The sequence below is a fragment of the Stenotrophomonas sp. JC08 genome (assembly GCF_052180205.1).
GTDB lineage: Bacteria > Pseudomonadota > Gammaproteobacteria > Xanthomonadales > Xanthomonadaceae > Stenotrophomonas.
In genome coordinates this window covers 3,311,453-3,330,000 of sequence record NZ_CP197473.1, presented here as the reverse complement: position 1 = coordinate 3,330,000, position 18,548 = coordinate 3,311,453, and the positions used below count along the sequence as shown (strand labels likewise).

The 18,548-nt window shown below is 64.3% G+C and carries 9 protein-coding genes, 2 tRNA genes and 3 rRNA genes; 6 read left to right on the top strand and 8 right to left on the bottom strand.

Translation table 11 applies throughout. From position 1 onward, the window contains the following. Window positions 1–82 precede the first annotated feature (82 nt). The 5 genes from ACSBPQ_RS15355 (at window position 83) to rrf (ACSBPQ_RS15335) (ending at window position 3,869) form a co-directional block, all read left to right on the top strand. Window positions 83–158 (top strand) — tRNA-Ala (locus ACSBPQ_RS15355). 22 nt (window positions 159–180) lie between these two features. Beyond that, window positions 181–257 (top strand) — tRNA-Ile (locus tag ACSBPQ_RS15350). A 226-nt stretch (window positions 258–483) separates the two neighbouring features. After that, a 23S ribosomal RNA gene (locus ACSBPQ_RS15345) occupies window positions 484–3,361 on the top strand. Between the two features lie 146 nt (window positions 3,362–3,507). Further along, window positions 3,508–3,622: ribosomal RNA gene (gene rrf, locus ACSBPQ_RS15340) — 5S ribosomal RNA — on the top strand. A gap of 132 nt (window positions 3,623–3,754) precedes the next feature. Further along, a 5S ribosomal RNA gene (rrf, locus tag ACSBPQ_RS15335) occupies window positions 3,755–3,869 on the top strand. A 45-nt stretch (window positions 3,870–3,914) separates the two neighbouring features. On the opposite strand, the gene ACSBPQ_RS15330 is transcribed toward rrf (ACSBPQ_RS15335), so the two are convergent. From ACSBPQ_RS15330 to ACSBPQ_RS15305, 6 genes are all read right to left on the bottom strand, one after another. After that, window positions 3,915–5,138, bottom strand: coding sequence for an ISL3 family transposase (locus ACSBPQ_RS15330; protein ID WP_442682939.1), 1,224 nt, complete (start codon window positions 5,136–5,138; stop codon window positions 3,915–3,917). 269 nt (window positions 5,139–5,407) lie between these two features. Next, a complete protein-coding gene (locus ACSBPQ_RS15325) occupies window positions 5,408–6,277 on the bottom strand; it encodes a methylglyoxal synthase (protein ID WP_442682938.1) in 870 nt (289 codons plus the stop codon). 45 nt (window positions 6,278–6,322) lie between these two features. Then, window positions 6,323–7,768, bottom strand: coding sequence for an FAD-dependent oxidoreductase (locus ACSBPQ_RS15320; protein WP_442682937.1), 1,446 nt, complete (start codon window positions 7,766–7,768; stop codon window positions 6,323–6,325). 93 nt (window positions 7,769–7,861) lie between these two features. Beyond that, window positions 7,862–12,316, bottom strand: a complete 4,455-nt coding sequence (gltB, locus tag ACSBPQ_RS15315; protein ID WP_442682936.1) for a glutamate synthase large subunit — start codon at window positions 12,314–12,316, stop codon at window positions 7,862–7,864. 307 nt (window positions 12,317–12,623) lie between these two features. Continuing rightward, the gene (locus tag ACSBPQ_RS15310) at window positions 12,624–13,007 is read right to left on the bottom strand and encodes an I78 family peptidase inhibitor (protein ID WP_442682935.1); all 384 of its coding nucleotides are present in this window, start codon (window positions 13,005–13,007) and stop codon (window positions 12,624–12,626) included. Between the two features lie 81 nt (window positions 13,008–13,088). After that, window positions 13,089–13,415 (bottom strand): hypothetical protein, encoded by a 327-nt coding sequence (locus ACSBPQ_RS15305; protein ID WP_442682934.1) that lies wholly within the window; start codon window positions 13,413–13,415, stop codon window positions 13,089–13,091. A gap of 153 nt (window positions 13,416–13,568) precedes the next feature. Between ACSBPQ_RS15305 and ACSBPQ_RS15300 the strand changes: the two genes are divergently transcribed. Further along, window positions 13,569–14,684 (top strand): saccharopine dehydrogenase NADP-binding domain-containing protein, encoded by a 1,116-nt coding sequence (locus tag ACSBPQ_RS15300; RefSeq protein ID WP_442682933.1) that lies wholly within the window; start codon window positions 13,569–13,571, stop codon window positions 14,682–14,684. A 69-nt stretch (window positions 14,685–14,753) separates the two neighbouring features. On the opposite strand, the gene ACSBPQ_RS15295 is transcribed toward ACSBPQ_RS15300, so the two are convergent. Beyond that, window positions 14,754–15,968 (bottom strand): ribonuclease H-like domain-containing protein, encoded by a 1,215-nt coding sequence (locus ACSBPQ_RS15295; protein ID WP_442682932.1) that lies wholly within the window; start codon window positions 15,966–15,968, stop codon window positions 14,754–14,756. Beyond that, window positions 15,965–18,457, bottom strand: coding sequence for a DEAD/DEAH box helicase (locus ACSBPQ_RS15290; RefSeq protein WP_442682931.1), 2,493 nt, complete (start codon window positions 18,455–18,457; stop codon window positions 15,965–15,967). The genes ACSBPQ_RS15295 and ACSBPQ_RS15290 overlap by 4 nt, the downstream gene beginning before the upstream one ends. Window positions 18,458–18,548: the final 91 nt, after the last annotated feature.

The following is an 18,548-nucleotide window of genomic DNA, read 5'->3' as shown; positions in this document are numbered from 1 at the left end:
AGCATCGCCTGTCAGGCGTCCTCACAAGAAACCTGCATTCAGAGATCTGCAACGGCTGGGCCGTTGTGGAAAGTCCCATTACGGGGCCTTAGCTCAGCTGGGAGAGCACCTGCTTTGCAAGCAGGGGGTCGTCGGTTCGATCCCGACAGGCTCCACCATATTGAGTTATGACAGAACATTGGGTCTGTAGCTCAGGTGGTTAGAGCGCACCCCTGATAAGGGTGAGGTCGGTGGTTCGAGTCCTCCCAGACCCACCACTCTGAATGATTGGCGCATACAAAGAATTTATAGACATCAGCATTGTGGCTGGTATCTGTTCTTTTAAAACTTGTGACGTAGCGAGCGTTTGAGATTATCTATCTTGACGTGTCGTGAGGCTAAGGCGGAAGACTTAAATGTCTTCTTATTAATTGAGTCGTTATATTCGTATCCGGGCTTTGTACCCCTGGATCAAATGTAGCCCAAGGCAACTTGCGGTTATATGGTCAAGCGAATAAGCGCACACGGTGGATGCCTTGGCGGTCAGAGGCGATGAAGGACGTGGCAGCCTGCGAAAAGTGTGGGGGAGCTGGCAACAAGCATTGATCCCGCAATGTCCGAATGGGGAAACCCACTGCTTCGGCAGTATTGCATGGTGAATACATAGCCATGCAAAGCGAACCCGGTGAACTGAAATATCTAAGTAACCGGAGGAAAAGAAATCAACCGAGATTCCCTGAGTAGCGACGAGCGAACGGGGAACAGCCCTTAAGCTGGTATGGTTCTAGAAAAACAGTCTGGAAAGGCTGGCCATAGAAGGTGATAGCCCTGTATTTGAAAGGGCCATACCAGTGAAGACGAGTAGGGCGGGGCACGTGAAACCCTGTCTGAATATGGGGGGACCATCCTCCAAGGCTAAATACTACTGACCGACCGATAGTGAACCAGTACCGTGAGGGAAAGGCGAAAAGAACCCCGGAGAGGGGAGTGAAATAGAACCTGAAACCGTGTGCGTACAAGCAGTAGGAGCTCGCAAGAGTGACTGCGTACCTTTTGTATAATGGGTCAGCGACTTACTGTTCGTGGCAAGCTTAACCGTATAGGGGAGGCGAAGGGAAACCGAGTCTGATAAGGGCGCATAGTCGCGGGCAGTAGACCCGAAACCGGGTGATCTAGTCATGCCCAGGGTGAAGGTGCGGTAACACGCACTGGAGGCCCGAACCCACTCCCGTTGCAAAGGTAGGGGATGAGGTGTGATTAGGAGTGAAAAGCTAATCGAACCCGGAGATAGCTGGTTCTCCTCGAAAGCTATTTAGGTAGCGCCTCATATGTATCCTCTCGGGGGTAGAGCACTGTTATGGCTAGGGGGTCATCGCGACTTACCAAACCATTGCAAACTCCGAATACCGAGACGGACTGTATGGGAGACACACGGCGGGTGCTAACGTCCGTCGTGAAAAGGGAAACAACCCAGACCCACAGCTAAGGTCCCAAATTCACTGCTAAGTGGAAAACCATGTGGAAAGGCACAGACAGCCAGGAGGTTGGCTTAGAAGCAGCCACCCTTTAAAGAAAGCGTAATAGCTCACTGGTCGAGTCGGTCTGCGGGGAAGATTTAACGGGGCTAAGCAGTGAACCGAAGCTTGGGGTGCATCACTTTGTGATGCGCGGTAGAGGAGCGTTCCGTAAGCCTGTGAAGGTGAGTTGAGAAGCTTGCTGGAGGTATCGGAAGTGCGAATGCTGACATGAGTAACGATAATGCGGGTGAAAAACCCGCACGCCGAAAGCCCAAGGTTTCCTTGCGCAACGTTAATCGGCGCAGGGTGAGTCGGCCCCTAAGGCGAGGCAGAAATGCGTAGTCGATGGGAAGCAGGTTAATATTCCTGCACCTCGCGTAAGTGCGATGGAGGGACGGAGAAGGTTAGGTGTACCGGGCGTTGGTTGTCCCGGGGAAAGGCGGTAGGTTTGGATCTTTGGCAAATCCGGGATCCTTCAAGACCGAGCACCGAGACGAGTCTTTAAGACAGAGTCACTGATACCACGCTTCCAGGAAAAGCTCCTAAGCTTCAGCTTACGCAGACCGTACCGTAAACCGACACAGGTGGGTAGGATGAGAATTCTCAGGCGCTTGAGAGAACTCGGGTGAAGGAACTAGGCAACATGGCACCGTAACTTCGGGAGAAGGTGCGCCATTGTCGGTGGCCCATGCGGGCTATAGCTGACGATGGCCGAAGTAACCAGGCCGCTGCGACTGTTTATCAAAAACACAGCACTCTGCAAACACGAAAGTGGACGTATAGGGTGTGACGCCTGCCCGGTGCTGGAAGGTTAATTGATGGGGTCAGCCGCAAGGCGAAGCTCTTGATCGAAGCCCCAGTAAACGGCGGCCGTAACTATAACGGTCCTAAGGTAGCGAAATTCCTTGTCGGGTAAGTTCCGACCTGCACGAATGGCGTAACGATGGCGGCGCTGTCTCCACCCGAGACTCAGTGAAATTGAAATCGCTGTGAAGATGCAGCGTTCCCGTGGCAAGACGGAAAGACCCCGTGAACCTTTACTATAGCTTTACACTGAACGTTGAGTTCGTCTGTGTAGGATAGGTGGGAGGCTATGAAACTGTGGCGCTAGCTGCAGTGGAGCCATCCTTGAAATACCACCCTGTCGTGCTTGACGTTCTAACCTAGGCCCATTATCTGGGTCGGGGACCGTGTATGGTGGGTAGTTTGACTGGGGCGGTCTCCTCCTAAAGAGTAACGGAGGAGCTCGAAGGTACGCTCAGCGCGGTCGGACATCGCGCACTGTGTGCAAAGGCATAAGCGTGCTTGACTGCAAGATCGACGGATCAAGCAGGTAGGAAACTAGGACTTAGTGATCCGGTGGTTCTGTATGGAAGGGCCATCGCTCAACGGATAAAAGGTACTCCGGGGATAACAGGCTGATACCGCCCAAGAGTTCATATCGACGGCGGTGTTTGGCACCTCGATGTCGGCTCATCACATCCTGGGGCTGTAGTCGGTCCCAAGGGTATGGCTGTTCGCCATTTAAAGTGGTACGCGAGCTGGGTTCAGAACGTCGTGAGACAGTTCGGTCCCTATCTGCCATGGGCGTTGGAAGTTTGAGAGGGGCTGCTCCTAGTACGAGAGGACCGGAGTGGACGAACCTCTGGTGTTCCGGTTGTCACGCCAGTGGCATTGCCGGGTAGCTATGTTCGGAAACGATAACCGCTGAAAGCATCTAAGCGGGAAGCGTGCCTCAAGATGAGACTTCCCGGGGCACAAGCCCCCTGAAGGAACCATGTAGACTACGTGGTTGATAGGTCAGGTGTGTAAGTGCAGCAATGTATTGAGCTAACTGATACTAATGATCCGTGAGGCTTGACCATATAACCTCAAGTTGCCTTGGCCGACGACATGTCGATAGATCCAAGTGCACGCTACGTCACAAGACCTAATGTGAGACTGGGCGCCTTTATGCGCTTTGTTCCCTGCCAAGGCGGAAGAACAAAGCCGGCGACGCTCCAACCGTCTCCCTGGTGAAATTAGCGCTGTGGAACCACCCGATCCCATCCCGAACTCGGAAGTGAAACGCAGCTGCGCCGATGGTAGTGTGGCTCAAGCCATGCGAGAGTAGGTCATCGCCAGGGGCTTTACCCCAAATCCCCGCAGCTCCGGCTGCGGGGATTTGCTTTTTGTAAAACCCACCGCGCACATCCTCGAATGTACGCGATGATGGAAACCGCCTCCGAGCTGGCGCACCGCGCTGCTCCCACCGGCTTCCTGATGAAAACAGTGCTGTGGCACCACCCGATCCCATCCCGAACTCGGAAGTGAAACGCAGCCGCGCCGATGGTAGTGAGGCCCAAGCCTTGCGAGAGTAGGTCATCGTCAGGAGTTATCCCCAAACCCCGCTGCCTGCGCAGCGGGGTTTTTTATGGTTCATCTCCCAATTCCGGGGAAGGCAGCGCGGATCTTGAGGAAGAAGTAGGCGTCATCGCGGTAGCCGTAGGCGATGCGCTTGATGACCTTGATCCGGTTGTTGATGCCCTCGACCAGGCCGGTGTGCATCGGCCAGCGGACCCGGCTGAGGATGCCGCGCCAGTAGGGGCGCAGGCATTTTGCAAAGTGCATCAAGGCCGGGATACCACTCTCCCGGGCGTGGCGCAGCCACTGCTTCCAGGCCCTGCGCCAGGCCCAGGCCGTCGGCGCGTTCCATAGTGTCTTGAGCTGTTCCTTCATCACATAGACCGCCATCAGCGACTGGTTGGCTTCCAGCACCTCGGCCAGCCGGACCTGCTCGTTGTCCTTCAGGTTCCCCGGGTTGCGCAGCAACAGCCAGTGCGAACGCTTGATCACCCGGCGTGCCGGCCTGTCGTGGCGCAGCTGATTGGCTGCATCCACCCGCACCCGGCTGATCACCTCGCGACCGTACTTGGCGATCACGTGGAACAGGTCGTAGACCACGCGGGCATCCGGACAGTGCTGCCGAACCTCCAGGTCGTAAGCCGTGTTCATGTCCATCGCCACGGCTTGGACCTGGGCGCAGCGCTCGGGCCCGAGCAGTTCGAAGAATGGCCGCACCTCGGCGCGGCTGCGGCCACGCCCCACCCACAGCACCCGCTTATGCTCCACGTCGACCACGACCGTGGCGTAGCGATGGCCCTTCTGGATCGCGAACTCATCCATCGCAATCCGGCGTACGCCATCCAGGTCAATTGGCCCCATGCGGCGCTCCAACGTCCGGAAATCGATCGCCTTGGCCGTCTTCCAGTCGATGTCGTGCCAGTCCGCGGCATACCTCACCGAGGTTGCCGTACACAGCCGGGCCACGCTGTCGGCCAGCCGCCGGGTCACCCGGGCATACGGCTCCAGCCAGTCCAACTGCTCCAGCCGCGGGCCGCAGCGTGGACATGCCAGCCGCAGCCGCTCGACCTCCAACTCCACCGGATCCTCGAACAACGACAGGTCGCGGATCCGGCGCACCGTGCGGTCGTGGATCGCCGTGACCACCTCGCCGCAGCTGCTGCAGCAGCGAACCTGGTCAGGTGCTGGCGTCAGCTCCAAGATCAGCCAGCGACGAGCTGCGCGTCGCTCGTGCCGCCAGTCCTCCACCCGATATCCCGCCCAGCCACCCAGTTGCGCAATACAATCCCCATCGGCCACGGCCGGCCCCAGCTTGTTGCCTCGAGAACAACAATTCTGCCCGGTCGGCCGTGCGCCTCTCTCCCCTCAGTTGGGAGAAGAACCTTTTTTATTGGCAGCAAGAATGGTCTGAAATCCACGGTATGCGCTACGCGTGAGGCATTACCGCGATTGCGGTGGCAAGCATTATCACCAGCGCTGCGGGAGAGCGGCTCGCGGACGAGTGTGTTGTCGAGGACAAAGAAAAAGCCCGGCAGTGCCGGGCTTGGAAAAATGGCGGGTGAATGCAATCAGCGCCGTCGCAGTACGGCTGCCTGCGCCCAGCGGGCGGCAATCCCCGGCGCGGTGATGCACACCGCCTCGTCCGTCACCGTCGTCACCGCGCGCTCCAGCAGCTGGATGTCGGCTTCGTGCTGGCGCGCCACGTGCGGATCTTCGAAGAAAATCGCCCGCTGGCAACGGTGCTCCAGCACGCGATCAGCGATCTGTGCGTCACCGCCCAGCGGGCCGCTCTGGAAGCGCTGGATCCATTCCTGCTCACGTGACCAGCCGCGGCTCCAGGCCAGCTCGTTCAGGCGTTGGCCGGTGGTGCCGGTGCCGATGCGCTGGGCGAACTGCGAGAGCACGTCGAAATGCGCGGCGGCGAACTCCAGCATCTGCGGCTTGCGCGCGTCGTGGGCGATCAGCGCCAGGGTCTGGTTGCTGAAGTCATGCAGATCGTCCGCACCGGGATCGGGGGCGAAGCCGGCATGGATGCGCTCCATCTCGATCCAGTCGCGCGCGGTGGCGACGGTGGAGATGAAGGGCTTGCCGTGGATCACGCACTGGCGCTTCAGCGCGATCGCCTCGGGGAACACCGAGGACGGATCGACCGGATCGATCAGGTAGATGGCGCCGTCCAGGGTGCGTTCGGGCGTGCCCATGCCCACCACTTCGGCCACCAGCTTCATCAGCCCGCCTTCGCGACCATAGGGATAGCGCTTGAGGGCCGGATAGCTTTCCAGTGGACCGGTGCTGGCGATGGCGTCGTAGGTGCGGCCGACCGCATGCAGCTCCACGCCCAGTTCGCGGATACCGTTTTGGCAGGCGCGCAGCCAGCGGAACAGGGCCGAATCAGGACCTTCATGATGCAGGCGGTTGGCCGCCAGACCGATACGCATTGCGGGCACTTCTCCGATTGGGGACTGGGCAGTGTAGGGCCTGTGTCAGCGTTGCAGCAGGGTGATGATGCTGGCGGCCGCATCACGTCCTTCAGCCACCGCCGTCACTACCAGATCCGCGCCGCGTACCGCATCGCCACCGGCGAACAGTTTCGGATTGTGGGTCTGATAGGGCAGGCGTGTGCCGCCACCGGCGAGGATGCGGCCGTTGTTGCCGGCTTCCACCCCTTGCGCTGCCAGCCAGTCCGGCAGGCTCGGTGAGAAGCCGAACGCGATGATCACCACGTCCGCTTCCAGCAGCGATTCGCTGCCCTCGATCGGCTCGGCGTTGCGGCGGCCATTGGCATCGGGCGCAGCCAGTTGCGTCTCGACCACGGTCACGCCGATCACTTCATCGTCGGCACCGGCCTCGATCGCCAGCGGCTGGCGGTTGAACAAAAAGCGCACGCCTTCCTCGCGGGCATTGGCCACCTCGCGCGCCGAGCCGGGCATGTTGGCCTCGTCGCGGCGGTAGGCGCAGGTCACCCTGGCCGCACCCAGGCGGATCGCGCTGCGCACGCAGTCCATGCCGGTATCGCCGCCACCGAGCACCACCACCCGCTTGCCGTTGAGGTCGGGCAGGGCGATGGTGTCTTCCCAGCCGGCGATCGGCCGGCCGTGCGGATCGTTGCCACCGACGATGCGGCTGTTCTGCACCAGGAACGGCAGCGCCGGCAGCACGTTCTTCAGGTCCTGGCCGATCAGGCCGCCGTCGGTGTAGCGGTAGGCACCAGTGCCAAGGAACACGGCGTCATAGTCGGTCTGTAGCTGCTCGATGCTGATATCGCGGCCGATCTCCACGCCCAGGCGGAACTGCACGCCCATGCCTTCCAGGATTTCGCGGCGGCGGTCGATCACGCTCTTGTCCAGCTTGAAGCTGGGGATGCCGAACTGCAGCAGGCCGCCGATCTGTTCATAGCGGTCAAACACCACTGCCTGCACGCCGGCACGTGCGAGGCGATCGGCGCAGGCCAGACCTGCGGGGCCGGCACCAACGACCGCAACACGCTTGCCGGTGTTCTCAACCGCATGCAGGTCCGGCTTCCAGCCGGTAGCCAGCGCGGTGTCGACGATGTACTTCTCCACCGCGCCGATGGTGACCGCACCGAATTCCTCCAGCGTGCAGCTGCCTTCGCACAGGCGGTCCTGCGGGCATACACGGCCGCACACCTCCGGCAGCGGGTTGGTTGAATGGCACAGCGTGGCCGCCTCGTGGATGCGATCTTCCTGCACCAGCTGCAGCCACTGTGGAATGGCGTTGTGCACCGGGCACTTCCAGCTGCAGTACGGGTTGCCGCAATCCAGACAGCGGCCGGCCTGGTACTGCGCGTCGGCCTTGTCGAACTTGCCGTACAGCTCGCCCCAATCGCCGGACGTGCGCAATTCCACGGGAATGCGCTGCGGCATGGTGCGGGGCAGATCGAGGAACTGGAAGGCTTGCTTGCGGCTCATGGAAGGTTCCGGGCGAGCTTCCCGCGCGGGAAGCATTGGCTGAGGCATAACAGTGGAAACGGTGCCGCCGAGGTTGTCGGCGGCAGCGCGGTATCAAGCGGCGCGGCGTAGCGATTCGGCCAGCGATTCGATGCTGGCGGCCTTGGGTTTGACCAGCCAGAACTTGCCGACGTAGTCGCGGAACTCGTCCAGGATCTGCTGCGCCCAGATGCTGCCGGTCAGCTCGCGATGGCGGCCGATCAGGGTGTGCAGGTGCTGGCGGTAGTTCTCGAAGCCCTCGGCCGAGATGCGGTGGATGTCGATCAGCTCGTGGTTGTAGCGGTCCACGAAGTCGCGGTCGATATCCAGCACATAGGCCAGCCCGCCGGTGAAGCCGGCGCCGAAGTTCAGGCCGACCTTGCCGAGCACGGCGACGATGCCGTCGGTCATGTACTCGCAGCAGTGGTCGCCGGCGCCTTCGATCACCGCCAGCGCGCCGGAGTTGCGCACGCCGAAGCGCTCGCCCGCCCGGCCTGCGGCAAACAGTTCACCGCCGGTGGCGCCATACAGGCAGGTGTTGCCGATGATCGCGGTGTTGCGCGCCTCGAAGCGTGCGCCACGCGGCGGACGCACCACCAGCCGGCCGCCGGCCATGCCCTTGCCGACATAGTCGTTGGCTTCACCTTCCACTTCCAGGTGCAGGCCATCGACATTGAACGCGCCCAGGCTCTGTCCGGCAGTGCCGCGGAAGCGCAGCTGCAACGGCGCATCGGCCATGCCGTGGTTGCCGTGCACGCGGGCGATGGCGCCGGCCAGGCGGGTACCCACCGAGCGGTCGGTGTTGTGGATCAGGAATCGGTGTTCGCCACCGCGCTTGTGGGTGATGGCATCGGCCAGCAGGTCGTCCATCTGCGTGGCCAGGCTGTCCGGGGACTGGTACAGGCGCTGCGCTGCGCAATGCGAACCTTCGTACTGTGCTGGAGCGAGCAGCCGCGACAGGTCGACCTTGACGCCTTCGCGCGGCGACACGTCCAGCTGTTGCAGCAGATCGGTGCGGCCGACGATTTCCTGCAGCGAACGCGCGCCCAACAGCGCCAACCACTCACGCACTTCCTCAGCCAGCAGCCGGAAGAAGTTCTCCACGCGCTCCGGCAGGCCGGTGAAATAGCCTTCGCGCAGGCGCTCGTCCTGGGTGGCCACGCCGGTGGCGCAGTTGTTGAGGTGGCAGATGCGCAGGTACTTGCAGCCCAGCACGATCATCGGCCCGGTGCCGAAGCCGAAGCTGTCGGCGCCCAGCAGCGCGGCCTTGACCACGTCCAGGCCGGTCTTCAAACCGCCATCGGTCTGCAGGATGGTGCGGCCACGCAGGTCGTTGCCAACCAGTGCCTGGTGTGATTCGGCCACGCCCAGTTCCCACGGCACGCCGGCATAGCGGATCGAGCTGATCGGCGAGGCGCCGGTACCGCCGTCGTGGCCGGACACGGTGATCAGGTCGGCACCGGCCTTGACCACGCCGGCGGCGATGGTGCCGACACCGGCATGGCTGACCAGCTTCACCGACACCAGCGCCTCCGGGTTGACCTGCTTCAGGTCATAGATCAGCTGCGCTAGGTCTTCGATCGAATAGATGTCGTGATGCGGTGGCGGCGAGATCAGGCCGATGCCGGGCTTGGCGTAACGCAGCCGTGCGATCAGCTCGTTGACCTTGTGGCCGGGCAGCTGGCCGCCTTCGCCGGGTTTGGCGCCCTGCGCGACCTTGATCTGCAGCACTTCGGCATTGACCAGGTACTCGGCGGTGACGCCGAAGCGGCCTGATGCCACCTGCTTGATCTTGGAGCGCTTCTCGGTGCCGTAGCGCGCCGGATCTTCGCCGCCTTCGCCGGAGTTGGAGCGGCCGCCGAGGCGGTTCATCGCAATGGCCAGGGCTTCATGCGCTTCAGGCGACAGCGCGCCGAGTGAAATGGCGGCGGTATCAAACCGCTTGAACAGCGCTTCGGCCGGTTCCACTTCGTCCAGCGGCACCGGCGTGGCCGCCGGCTTGAGCTGTAGCAGGTCGCGCAGCGCCGAGGTCGGGCGTGCATGCACCGCGTCCATGTACTTGCGCCAGTCGGCGGCATCGCCGGTGCGCGAGGCGCGCTGCAGCGTCATCACCACGTCCGGGTTGTACATGTGGTATTCGCCGCCATGCACGTACTTGAGCAGGCCGCCGACTTCCGGCTGCGCCAGCTCGTTCCAGGCACGCACGGTGAGCTCGCGTGCTTCGGTATCCAGCCGTGCCAGGTTGACGCCGCCAATACGCGCGGTGGCATCGGGGAAGCACAGCGCCACCACGTCCGGGTCCAGGCCGATGATCTCGAACAGCTGCGCGCCGCGGTAGCTGGCTACGGTGCAGATGCCCATCTTCGAGATGATCTTGGAAAGGCCCTTGTAGATGCCCTTGCGGTAGCTGCGGCCGATCTGTGAAACCTCCCCGCCCTTCTTCAGCTGCAGGATGCCGCGCCGGCCGAGGTCGAACAGCGTCTGGTAGGCCAGGTACGGATACACCGCGGTGGCGCCGAAGCCGAGCAGGCAGGCCATGTGGTGCGCATCGCGCGCGGTGCCGGTCTCGATGATCAGGTTGACGTCACAGCGCAGGCCCAGCGTGGACAGGTGATGATGCACGGCGCTGGTCGCCAGCAGCGCATGCACCATCGGGCGGTCCGGCACCGGGTAACGGTCGGACAGCAGCAGCACCACGATGCCGTCGCGCGCGGCCTGTTCGCACTGCGCGCAGATGCGCTCGATGCCTGCGGTGATGCCTTCCTCGACGCTGTAGGACAGATCGATCAAACGATTGCGTTCGACGTACTGCTCCATCTTCAACAACTGGCGCAGCTTGCGCTGGCTCAGTACCGGCGAGTTGAGGATGACGTGGTTCACCGTCTCCGCGCCGGCATGGAAGATGTTGGTTTCCTTGCCGAGCTGGGTGCTCAGCGACATCGCGCAGTCTTCGCGCAGCGGGTCGATCGGCGGGTTGGTGACCTGCGCGAACGCCTGGCGGAAGTAGTCGTACAGCGGCCGCGTGTTGCGGCTGAGCACGGCGATCGGCGTGTCATCGCCCATCGAGCCGGTGGCTTCCTGGCCGGTTTCGGCCAGCGGCCGCAGCACCTGTTCCAGTTCTTCGGTCGTGAGCTGGAACAGCTTGTGGTAGCTGCGCAGCGTGGCCTCGTCGAACGGTTCCTCGGCCAGCGAGGGATCGATCAGTTCGGTCTGCAGGTAGGTCACGCCCTGGTGCAGCCATTGCTTGTACGGCGCACGTGCACGGTTGATGCGGTCGATGGCGTCCGAATCGAGCAGGTCGCCACGCTTGAGATCGATGGCCATCATCTGGCCCGGGCCGAGCTTGCCCTTCTGCACGATGCGCTCGGTCGGCACTTCCCACACACCGGCTTCGGAGGCGACCAGGAAGTGGCGGTCGGAAGTCAGCATCCAGCGGGCGGGACGCAGGCCGTTGCGGTCCAGCGTGCACGCGGCGTAGCGGCCATCGCAGGCGACGATGCCGGCCGGGCCATCCCACGGCTCGCTGTTCAGCCCATAGAACTCGTAGAACGCGGCCAGGTCGGCGTCCTTGAACTCCAGCGACTGCGTCGCCGGTGGCACCAGGATGCGCAGCGCCTGGATCAGCTCCATGCCACCGGCCACCATCAGCTCGAGCATGTTGTCCATGCTCTGCGAATCGGAGCCGTGCATCGAGATCACCGGATCGAGCTCGGCGATGTCGAACTTCGGCGTCTTCCACACCTTGCTGCGCGCCTGCGCCCAGTGGCGGTTGCCTTCGATGGTGTTGATCTCGCCGTTGTGGGCGAGCAGGCGGAACGGATGCGCCAGCGGCCAGCGCGGCATCGTGTTGGTGGAGAAGCGCTGGTGGAACACGACGACCGAGGAAGCCAGTTCGTGGCGCTGCAGGTCCGGGTAGAAGGTGCTGAGCTTGTCCGGCAGCACCATGCCCTTGTAGCTGATGGCCTCGGCGCTGAGGGTGGTGACGTAGTAGTCGGCGACATCGCGCAGTGCCTGTTCGCTGCGGCGCCGGGCCAGGAACAACGCCAGTGCGAACTGCTCGGCGCTCTGGCCGGGATCGGCGTCGACGAACACCTGCTCGATCCGCGGCAGCGTGGCCCGGGCCAGTTCGCCGCAGACGCTGGCATCGGTGGGCACCTCGCGCCAGCCACGCGGATGGGCGCCGGCGGTACGCAGTTGCGCGTCCAGTTCATCACGACAGCGCTGTGCGGCGTCGGCATCGTGCGGCAGGAACACCACGCCGGCGGCGAAGTTCGGGCCGATGCGGATGCCGGCCTCTTCGGCCAGCTGGCGCAGGAACACGGTGGGTTTGCGCAGCAGCAGGCCGCAGCCGTCGCCGGTGAGCCCGTCGGCGGCGACACCGCCGCGGTGGGTCATGCGTGACAGCGCGGCGATGGCGGTGTCGACCAGCAGCCGGGAGGGCTGGTCGTCGAGCTGGGCGACCATGCCGAAACCACAGGCATCGCGTTCGTGTTGCGGGTCGTAAAGCCCTTGCGGGGTTCGGACAGCCATCGGTGCCTCGTGCGCGTGTTGTGAGATGAGCGGCGACACTTCCGCCCGCTCACAGAGCACGTCATGCACTTCAGATGGGTGGCGCGTGCTGCCGCACGAGCTGGCGGGTGTGTGCCCGGCGGCGCCGTCGCGGCGTATCCGCCTGGTCCCAGCGCCTTGGCGCCCATCCAATGGACACGATGTGCTCCAACAAGAGCGCACCTGAGGTCACCGGATGGCTCGACTAGAACACAGTTGCTGCGCTGCCGCAATATATTGTTGCCGGGGCAACCAAAGCCTTGCCCGGTAAGGCTTTGGCGGTTGCGTCTCAGCCGCAGCGGACGCCGCTGATGACGCCGTTTTCGTCGATCTCGATGTTCAGGCGTTCGCCAATGAACTCCATCGTGACCGGCTGGTCCGGCTTGATCACCCGCACATCGCTGGCGCCGGCGTCATCCTTGGCCGGGGACTGCATGGCATCGGTATACAGCTGGCCGACCAGTCCCTGCACCTGGCTGGCATCGCAGCTGCCGACCGGCGGCGGCGTGGTCGCTTCCGGTGTTGCCACGGCGGCGGCGGCCTGCTGGGCTTGGTCCAGCGCCGCGTCCTGTTCTTCCACCGCCGGGCCGGTGCACGCGCCCAGCAGCAACAGGAGCGGGAAAGTGGCGGCAATGAGTGCGGTGGTACGCCGCATCGTTGACGGAAACTGCATCGGGACTCCAGAGCGTTGGTGGACGCCCCCAGCATATCGTCTGCGTTCCGGCGTGTACCGTCGCGCTGCAAAACGGGCGGTTTATCCGCAGCGCAGCGCGGTGATGTTGTTGGTGGCGCCGACCTCGATGGTCAGGTGCCCGCCGCCGCTGCTGGTGCTGTCGGCGGGCGTTGCCGCATTGCGGTCGCGCTGCCCGCGCACCACGCTCACGCCCAGGCTGTCGCTGTCCACGCGCGCGCGTTCCACCGTTCCCGGCGAGGCTGCCAGGCCCACGGCGCCGCGCACCATGTCGGTATGGCACTGTCCGGAAATCACGCCGTCGATGGGTTCCACCGGAACCACCTGCGTGCTGCTGCAGGCGCTGAGCGCGATCAAGGCGATGCCGGCGACTACAAGGATGCGGGACATTGGGCGGCTCCAGCCGGGGAATGGTCACAGCCTGCCGCCGCCGGTGTAAGCGGCCGATGAAAACGCCGGCCTGCGATTCGGCGGTGGACGATCACCTGACAACCCGCCGTCAGCCTGACGATAATCGGGCCTTCCTTGTCAGGGGTGGTGGCGATGTCACAGCAGGAAGGCTGTCGGGTACTGGTGCTGGGCGGATATGGCCATTTCGGCGCGCGCATCGTGCGTGCGCTGTCGATCACGCCCGGCATCCGCGTCATTGCCGCCGGTCGCCATCCCGAGCAGGCGGCCGAGCGGCTGCCCGGTGTCGATCTTTCGATGATCGAACTGTGCCGGCTGGATACCGCCGCCGCGGATTTCGCCACTGCACTGGCCGCCACCCGCGCCGACCTGGTCATCCATACTGCCGGGCCGTTCCAGGGGCAGGGATTCGACGTTGCCCGGGCGTGCCTGCAGGCCGGCATGCACTACATCGACCTGGCCGATGGCCGTGCGTTCGTCCGTGAGTTCCCGGCGCAGGTGGATGCCGCGGCGCGACTGGCGCAACGCAGTGCCATCAGCGGCGCCAGCACCTTGCCGGCGTTGTCCTGCGCGGTGGTGGATGCGCTGCTGCCGCAGTTCGAACAGCTGCACAGCATCGACATGGTCATCGCCCCGGCGCAGGCCACGCCGCTGGGCGTGGCCACCGTGCGCGCGGTGCTGTCGTACTGCGGCAAACCGTTCGAGTGCTGGATCGACGGCCGCTGGCAGCGCGTGATCGGCTGGGCCGATCCGCAGCCGGTGACGTTCGCTGCCATCGGTCCACGGCTGGCTTCGCCCTGCGATGTGCCCGACCACGACCTGCTGGTGCAGCGCTATCCCGGTGTGGCGACGGTACGTTTTCGCGCGGCGCTGGAGCTGCCGTTGCTGTCGCGCTGTCTGGCCGGACTGGCGTGGCTGCGTGCGCGTGGACTGCCGTTGCCGATGGCGGCGCTGGCCGGCGTGTTCGCGCGCGCCGGGCGCTGGTTCGACCGCTTCGGTACCGACCTGGGTGGCATGCGCGTGACCCTGCGCGGCCAGCGCGGCGGTCTGGAACATACCGTGCACTGGGATCTCACCGCGCCTATGCTGCACGGCCCGGAAATTCCCACCTTCGCGGCGGTACTGCTGGCACGACGGCTGGCCCGCGGCGAAGCGCTGCCGGTGGGCGCGCACGCCTGCGTCGGCCTGCTCACCCTGGCCGACTTCGAAAGTGAATTCGCGCGCTGGCAGATCGACAGCACGGTTTGCTGATGGGCCGGCGGCGGAAGCGTGCTCCCGCGATGTCCCACTGACAGCGGCCAGCGGTTTTCCGGCATGCCGTCAGCGGAGCGACGTGCCGGCGGCCATGGTCAACGCCAGGGTCGCGCGCTCATCCGCTTCGGCCTGTACCAGCCGCAGGAACAGTTGTGCCAGCGTCACCACGTCCTGGTGATTGTGCTCACCGACGCGACGCAGGTTGCGCGCGCTGCCGCCACGCAGATAACCCAGCCACGCCGCCGGAGCTTCCGAACCCGGCAGGTCGTCCTCGCGGGCGATGCGCAGCAGCTGCCGCTCGACGGTGCCGAGCCGGCAGTTCTCCCAGCTGCCGCGATAGCGGCGGCGGGTCGGGAACAGCAGGTCCACGTGATCCAGCGCGGTGAGCGGGTCGGGTTTGCGTGCCAGCCGGTAACGGGTTTTCAGCAGTGGCGCGTCGTAGCAGCGGCCGTTGTAGCTGGACAGCACGGTCGAAGGTGCCAGCCAGCTGGCGAACAGCTCCAGCATCGCGTTCTCGGCGGCCATCGTCGCCATCAGCAGCTGGCGTACGCGCAGGCCTTCGCCGCGCGCGGCATCGTGATGCCAGTCGGCCGCGCCGATCATGAAGGCGCGGGTGCCGGTGCCGCCGGCCAGACCGGTGGTCTCGGTGTCGAAGAACAGCAGGTCCTGCGGTGCCACCGTTTCGTCGGGGCGCTTGCTGAACGCCAGTGACAGCGGTTGCGCCGGAATCGGTTGTGGCAGGAAGGCTTCGATCAGATGCAGGCCCGGTGCGATCTCGGTGCCGGGCAATTGGCGATCCACCGGTCCGGCAGGTTCGGCGCGCAGCGGAGCACCTGCAGCCCGTTTGCGGGTGGCGAGCAGGCGTCGCAACACATCGCCATCCTGCGGCCGGCGCGCTGCCGGCTGTGCCGCGGTTGCGGCAGGTGGCAGCGATGTTGCAACCGCTTTGTGCTGGATCTGCTCGACCCAGCCGAACACCGAGGTTTCGCGCGACGCGGGCAGAGGTTGTTGCGTACGCGCTGTGGTATTGGCGGATGCGGCCGCTGACGGTGTGGCGCCCTCTGTGATGCTGAAGATTGCAGAGGGTTCCGCGCTCGATACGCGCGTCACCCTCGCCGCGCCTGCAAGCGGCGAATCGCGATGTGGATGCGAGCAAGCCTCCGAATCAGCCACCGGCACTGGAACCGCCGCCTCCGCCGTCGATGACGAACCACGCGCGGCCTTGTCCGCATGCCCGGCCTGCTTCCGCAGGGCCTTCAGTTTGTCCAGACTGATGCTCATGGCAGCAGGTCGAGCGCCTCATCCGCTGCATCGGGCATGACCGCCTGCACCTGCTCGCAGCGCTCGGCCGACAGCAGTGACAACACCTTCAATGCCAGCGAGCGCGGTGTCTCGCCCTTGTCCTCTTCCTGAGTGGCCAGCACCGGGCCCACGCAGGCCGGACAGCCGGTGCTGCAGTCGCAACGCTCCACCAGTTCCAACGCGCGCTGCACCAGCTCGCCCTGACGCAGCCACAGCGGCTCGCTCAGGCCGCCGCCGCCCGGGAAGTTGTCGTACAGGTACACGGTCGGCACGAAGCTCTGCATCAGCTCCACAGCACCTTCGCCGCCCTCGTTGCCGCGCAGCTGGCCGCGACCGGTCTGGTCAGCTACGGCGAACCACGCGCCATCACCATTGCCTACCGCCTTCTGCAGATCGCGTGCGTCGGCCATCACCGCCACCGTGGCGACGATGTGCAGCGCATACGCCGCGCCGAGGAAACCATCGAGTGCATCCTGTTTCTGCGCGAAGCTGCGCAGCAGCGTGGCCTGCGGCAACTGCCACCACACCGCGGTGGTGTGCAGTTCCTGATCGGGAAGATTGACCGGGCCGTAGCCGATGTTCTCATGCGTGTAGTAGCGGATCTTCTTGTAGCCGGCCACGCGCCGCACTACATGCACTTCACCGTGATGCGAATCGCCACGGCCGGCGGCATTACCGTCGAAGCGGTCCAGCACCTTGAGCTTGGTGTAGTCGATGCTGTCGGTGTAGTAGTCCACGTGCGTGCGGGTGACGTAGGCCTTGCGCCCGTCCCAGTCCAGCCGCTCCACCTGGTACGGTGTGCTCTGCACCATGTGGATCGCGCCTTCATACAGCGTCAGTGCGGCGGCGGAATAATCCACCTCGGCGATGATCTGCTGCTTTCCGTCGCTGCGGTCCACCACCACGAAGTTGCCATCGGCCACCGCGCGCAGGCTCACCGCGTTGGCCGGATAGCTGTCGGCGATCCACTCCCAGCGGTCGCCTTCCTGGTGGATGACCTCGGTTTCGGCCAGCGCCTGCAAAAACACCAGCGGGTCGATCGGCCCGAACGGTTCACCGGCCAGGAACGGCAGCTCGAACGCGGCGCAGCGGATGTGATCGAACAGGATCAGCGGCTGGTCCGGCGCGATGCGCGCGTGCTCGGGCGTGGCATTGGCGAAGAAGTCCGGATGCCGCACCACGTACTGGTCCAGCGGCTGGCTGCTGGCCACCATCACCCCGAGCGCTGCCTGCTGGCGACGACCGGCGCGGCCGAAGCGCTGCCAGGTCGCCGCCACGCTGCCCGGATAGCCATTGAGGATGACCACGTCGAGCGCACCGATATCCACACCCAGCTCCAGCGCCGAGGTGCTGACGATGCCGTCGATATCGCCCGCCCGCATTGCCCGCTCCACCTCGCGGCGCTCGGTCGGCAGGTAGCCACCGCGATAGGCGCGGATACGTGCGGTCTTGCGCGGGTCGTTGTCGAAGATGTCCTTCAGGTATTTGGTCAGCACTTCCACCATCAAGCGGCTCTGCGCGAACACCAGCGTCTTCAGCCCGCTCTTGATCGCGATGCGGGCGATGCGGTTGGCCTGCGAACGCGCCGAGGCGCGCAGGCCCAGGTCCGGGTTGATGACCGGCGGGTTCCACAGCAGCACGTGCTTGGGGCCGGTCGGCGCGCCGGATTCGGTGATCGCATGCACGCACTCTTCCACCAGCGCCTCGGCATGCGCATGCGGATTGCCGATGGTGGCCGAGCACAGGATGAACTGCGGTTGCACGCCGTAGAACGCGCAGATGCGCTTGAGCCGGCGGATCACGTTGGTGACATGGCTGCCGAACACGCCGCGGTAGGTGTGGATCTCGTCGATCACCACATAGCGCAGGTTCTCGAAGAACTGCGCCCACTTGGTGTGATGCGGCAGGATCGCCTGGTGCAGCATGTCCGGGTTGCTGACCACGATGTCGCCATGCAGGCGGATCGCCTGCCGCGCATCGCCGGGGGTGTCGCCATCGAAAGTGAACGCTTTGACCCCAAGATCGCCGGCGCGGTTGAGCTCCAGCAGTTCGGCCACCTGGTCCTGTGCCAGCGCCTTGGTCGGGAACAGGTACAGGGCCTTGGCGTTGCCGGTCATCGCCGCGCTCACCACCGGCAGCGTGTAGCACAGCGACTTGCCCGAGGCGGTGGGCGTGACGATGGCGACATGCTCGCCGCGCTGGCTGGCATTCCAGGCCTCGGCCTGGTGCGAATACAGCTGTTCGATGCCGCGTGCCTTCAGCGCGGCTTTCAGCGCCTCGGGCACGTCCTCGGGGATCGGTGCGTAGCTGCCTTCGCGGCCCGGGATGGTGAAACTGCCGGTGACCCGGTCCTTGTAGCGCCGCGCCAGGCGCTGGCCCAGCAGCGAGCCGTCACGCGAGGGCAGGCCGTCGGTGGTTGCCAGCGCCCGTTCGCTGGCTTCGGTGCGGGGAGCGAGGGAGAACGCCATGCACGCAACTGCCGATCAAAGGAGCGCATGGAAGCACATGCCGGTCTCAGTCTGTGAGACAGGTTTGCAGCTGCCCGCTGAACGGGTTCGG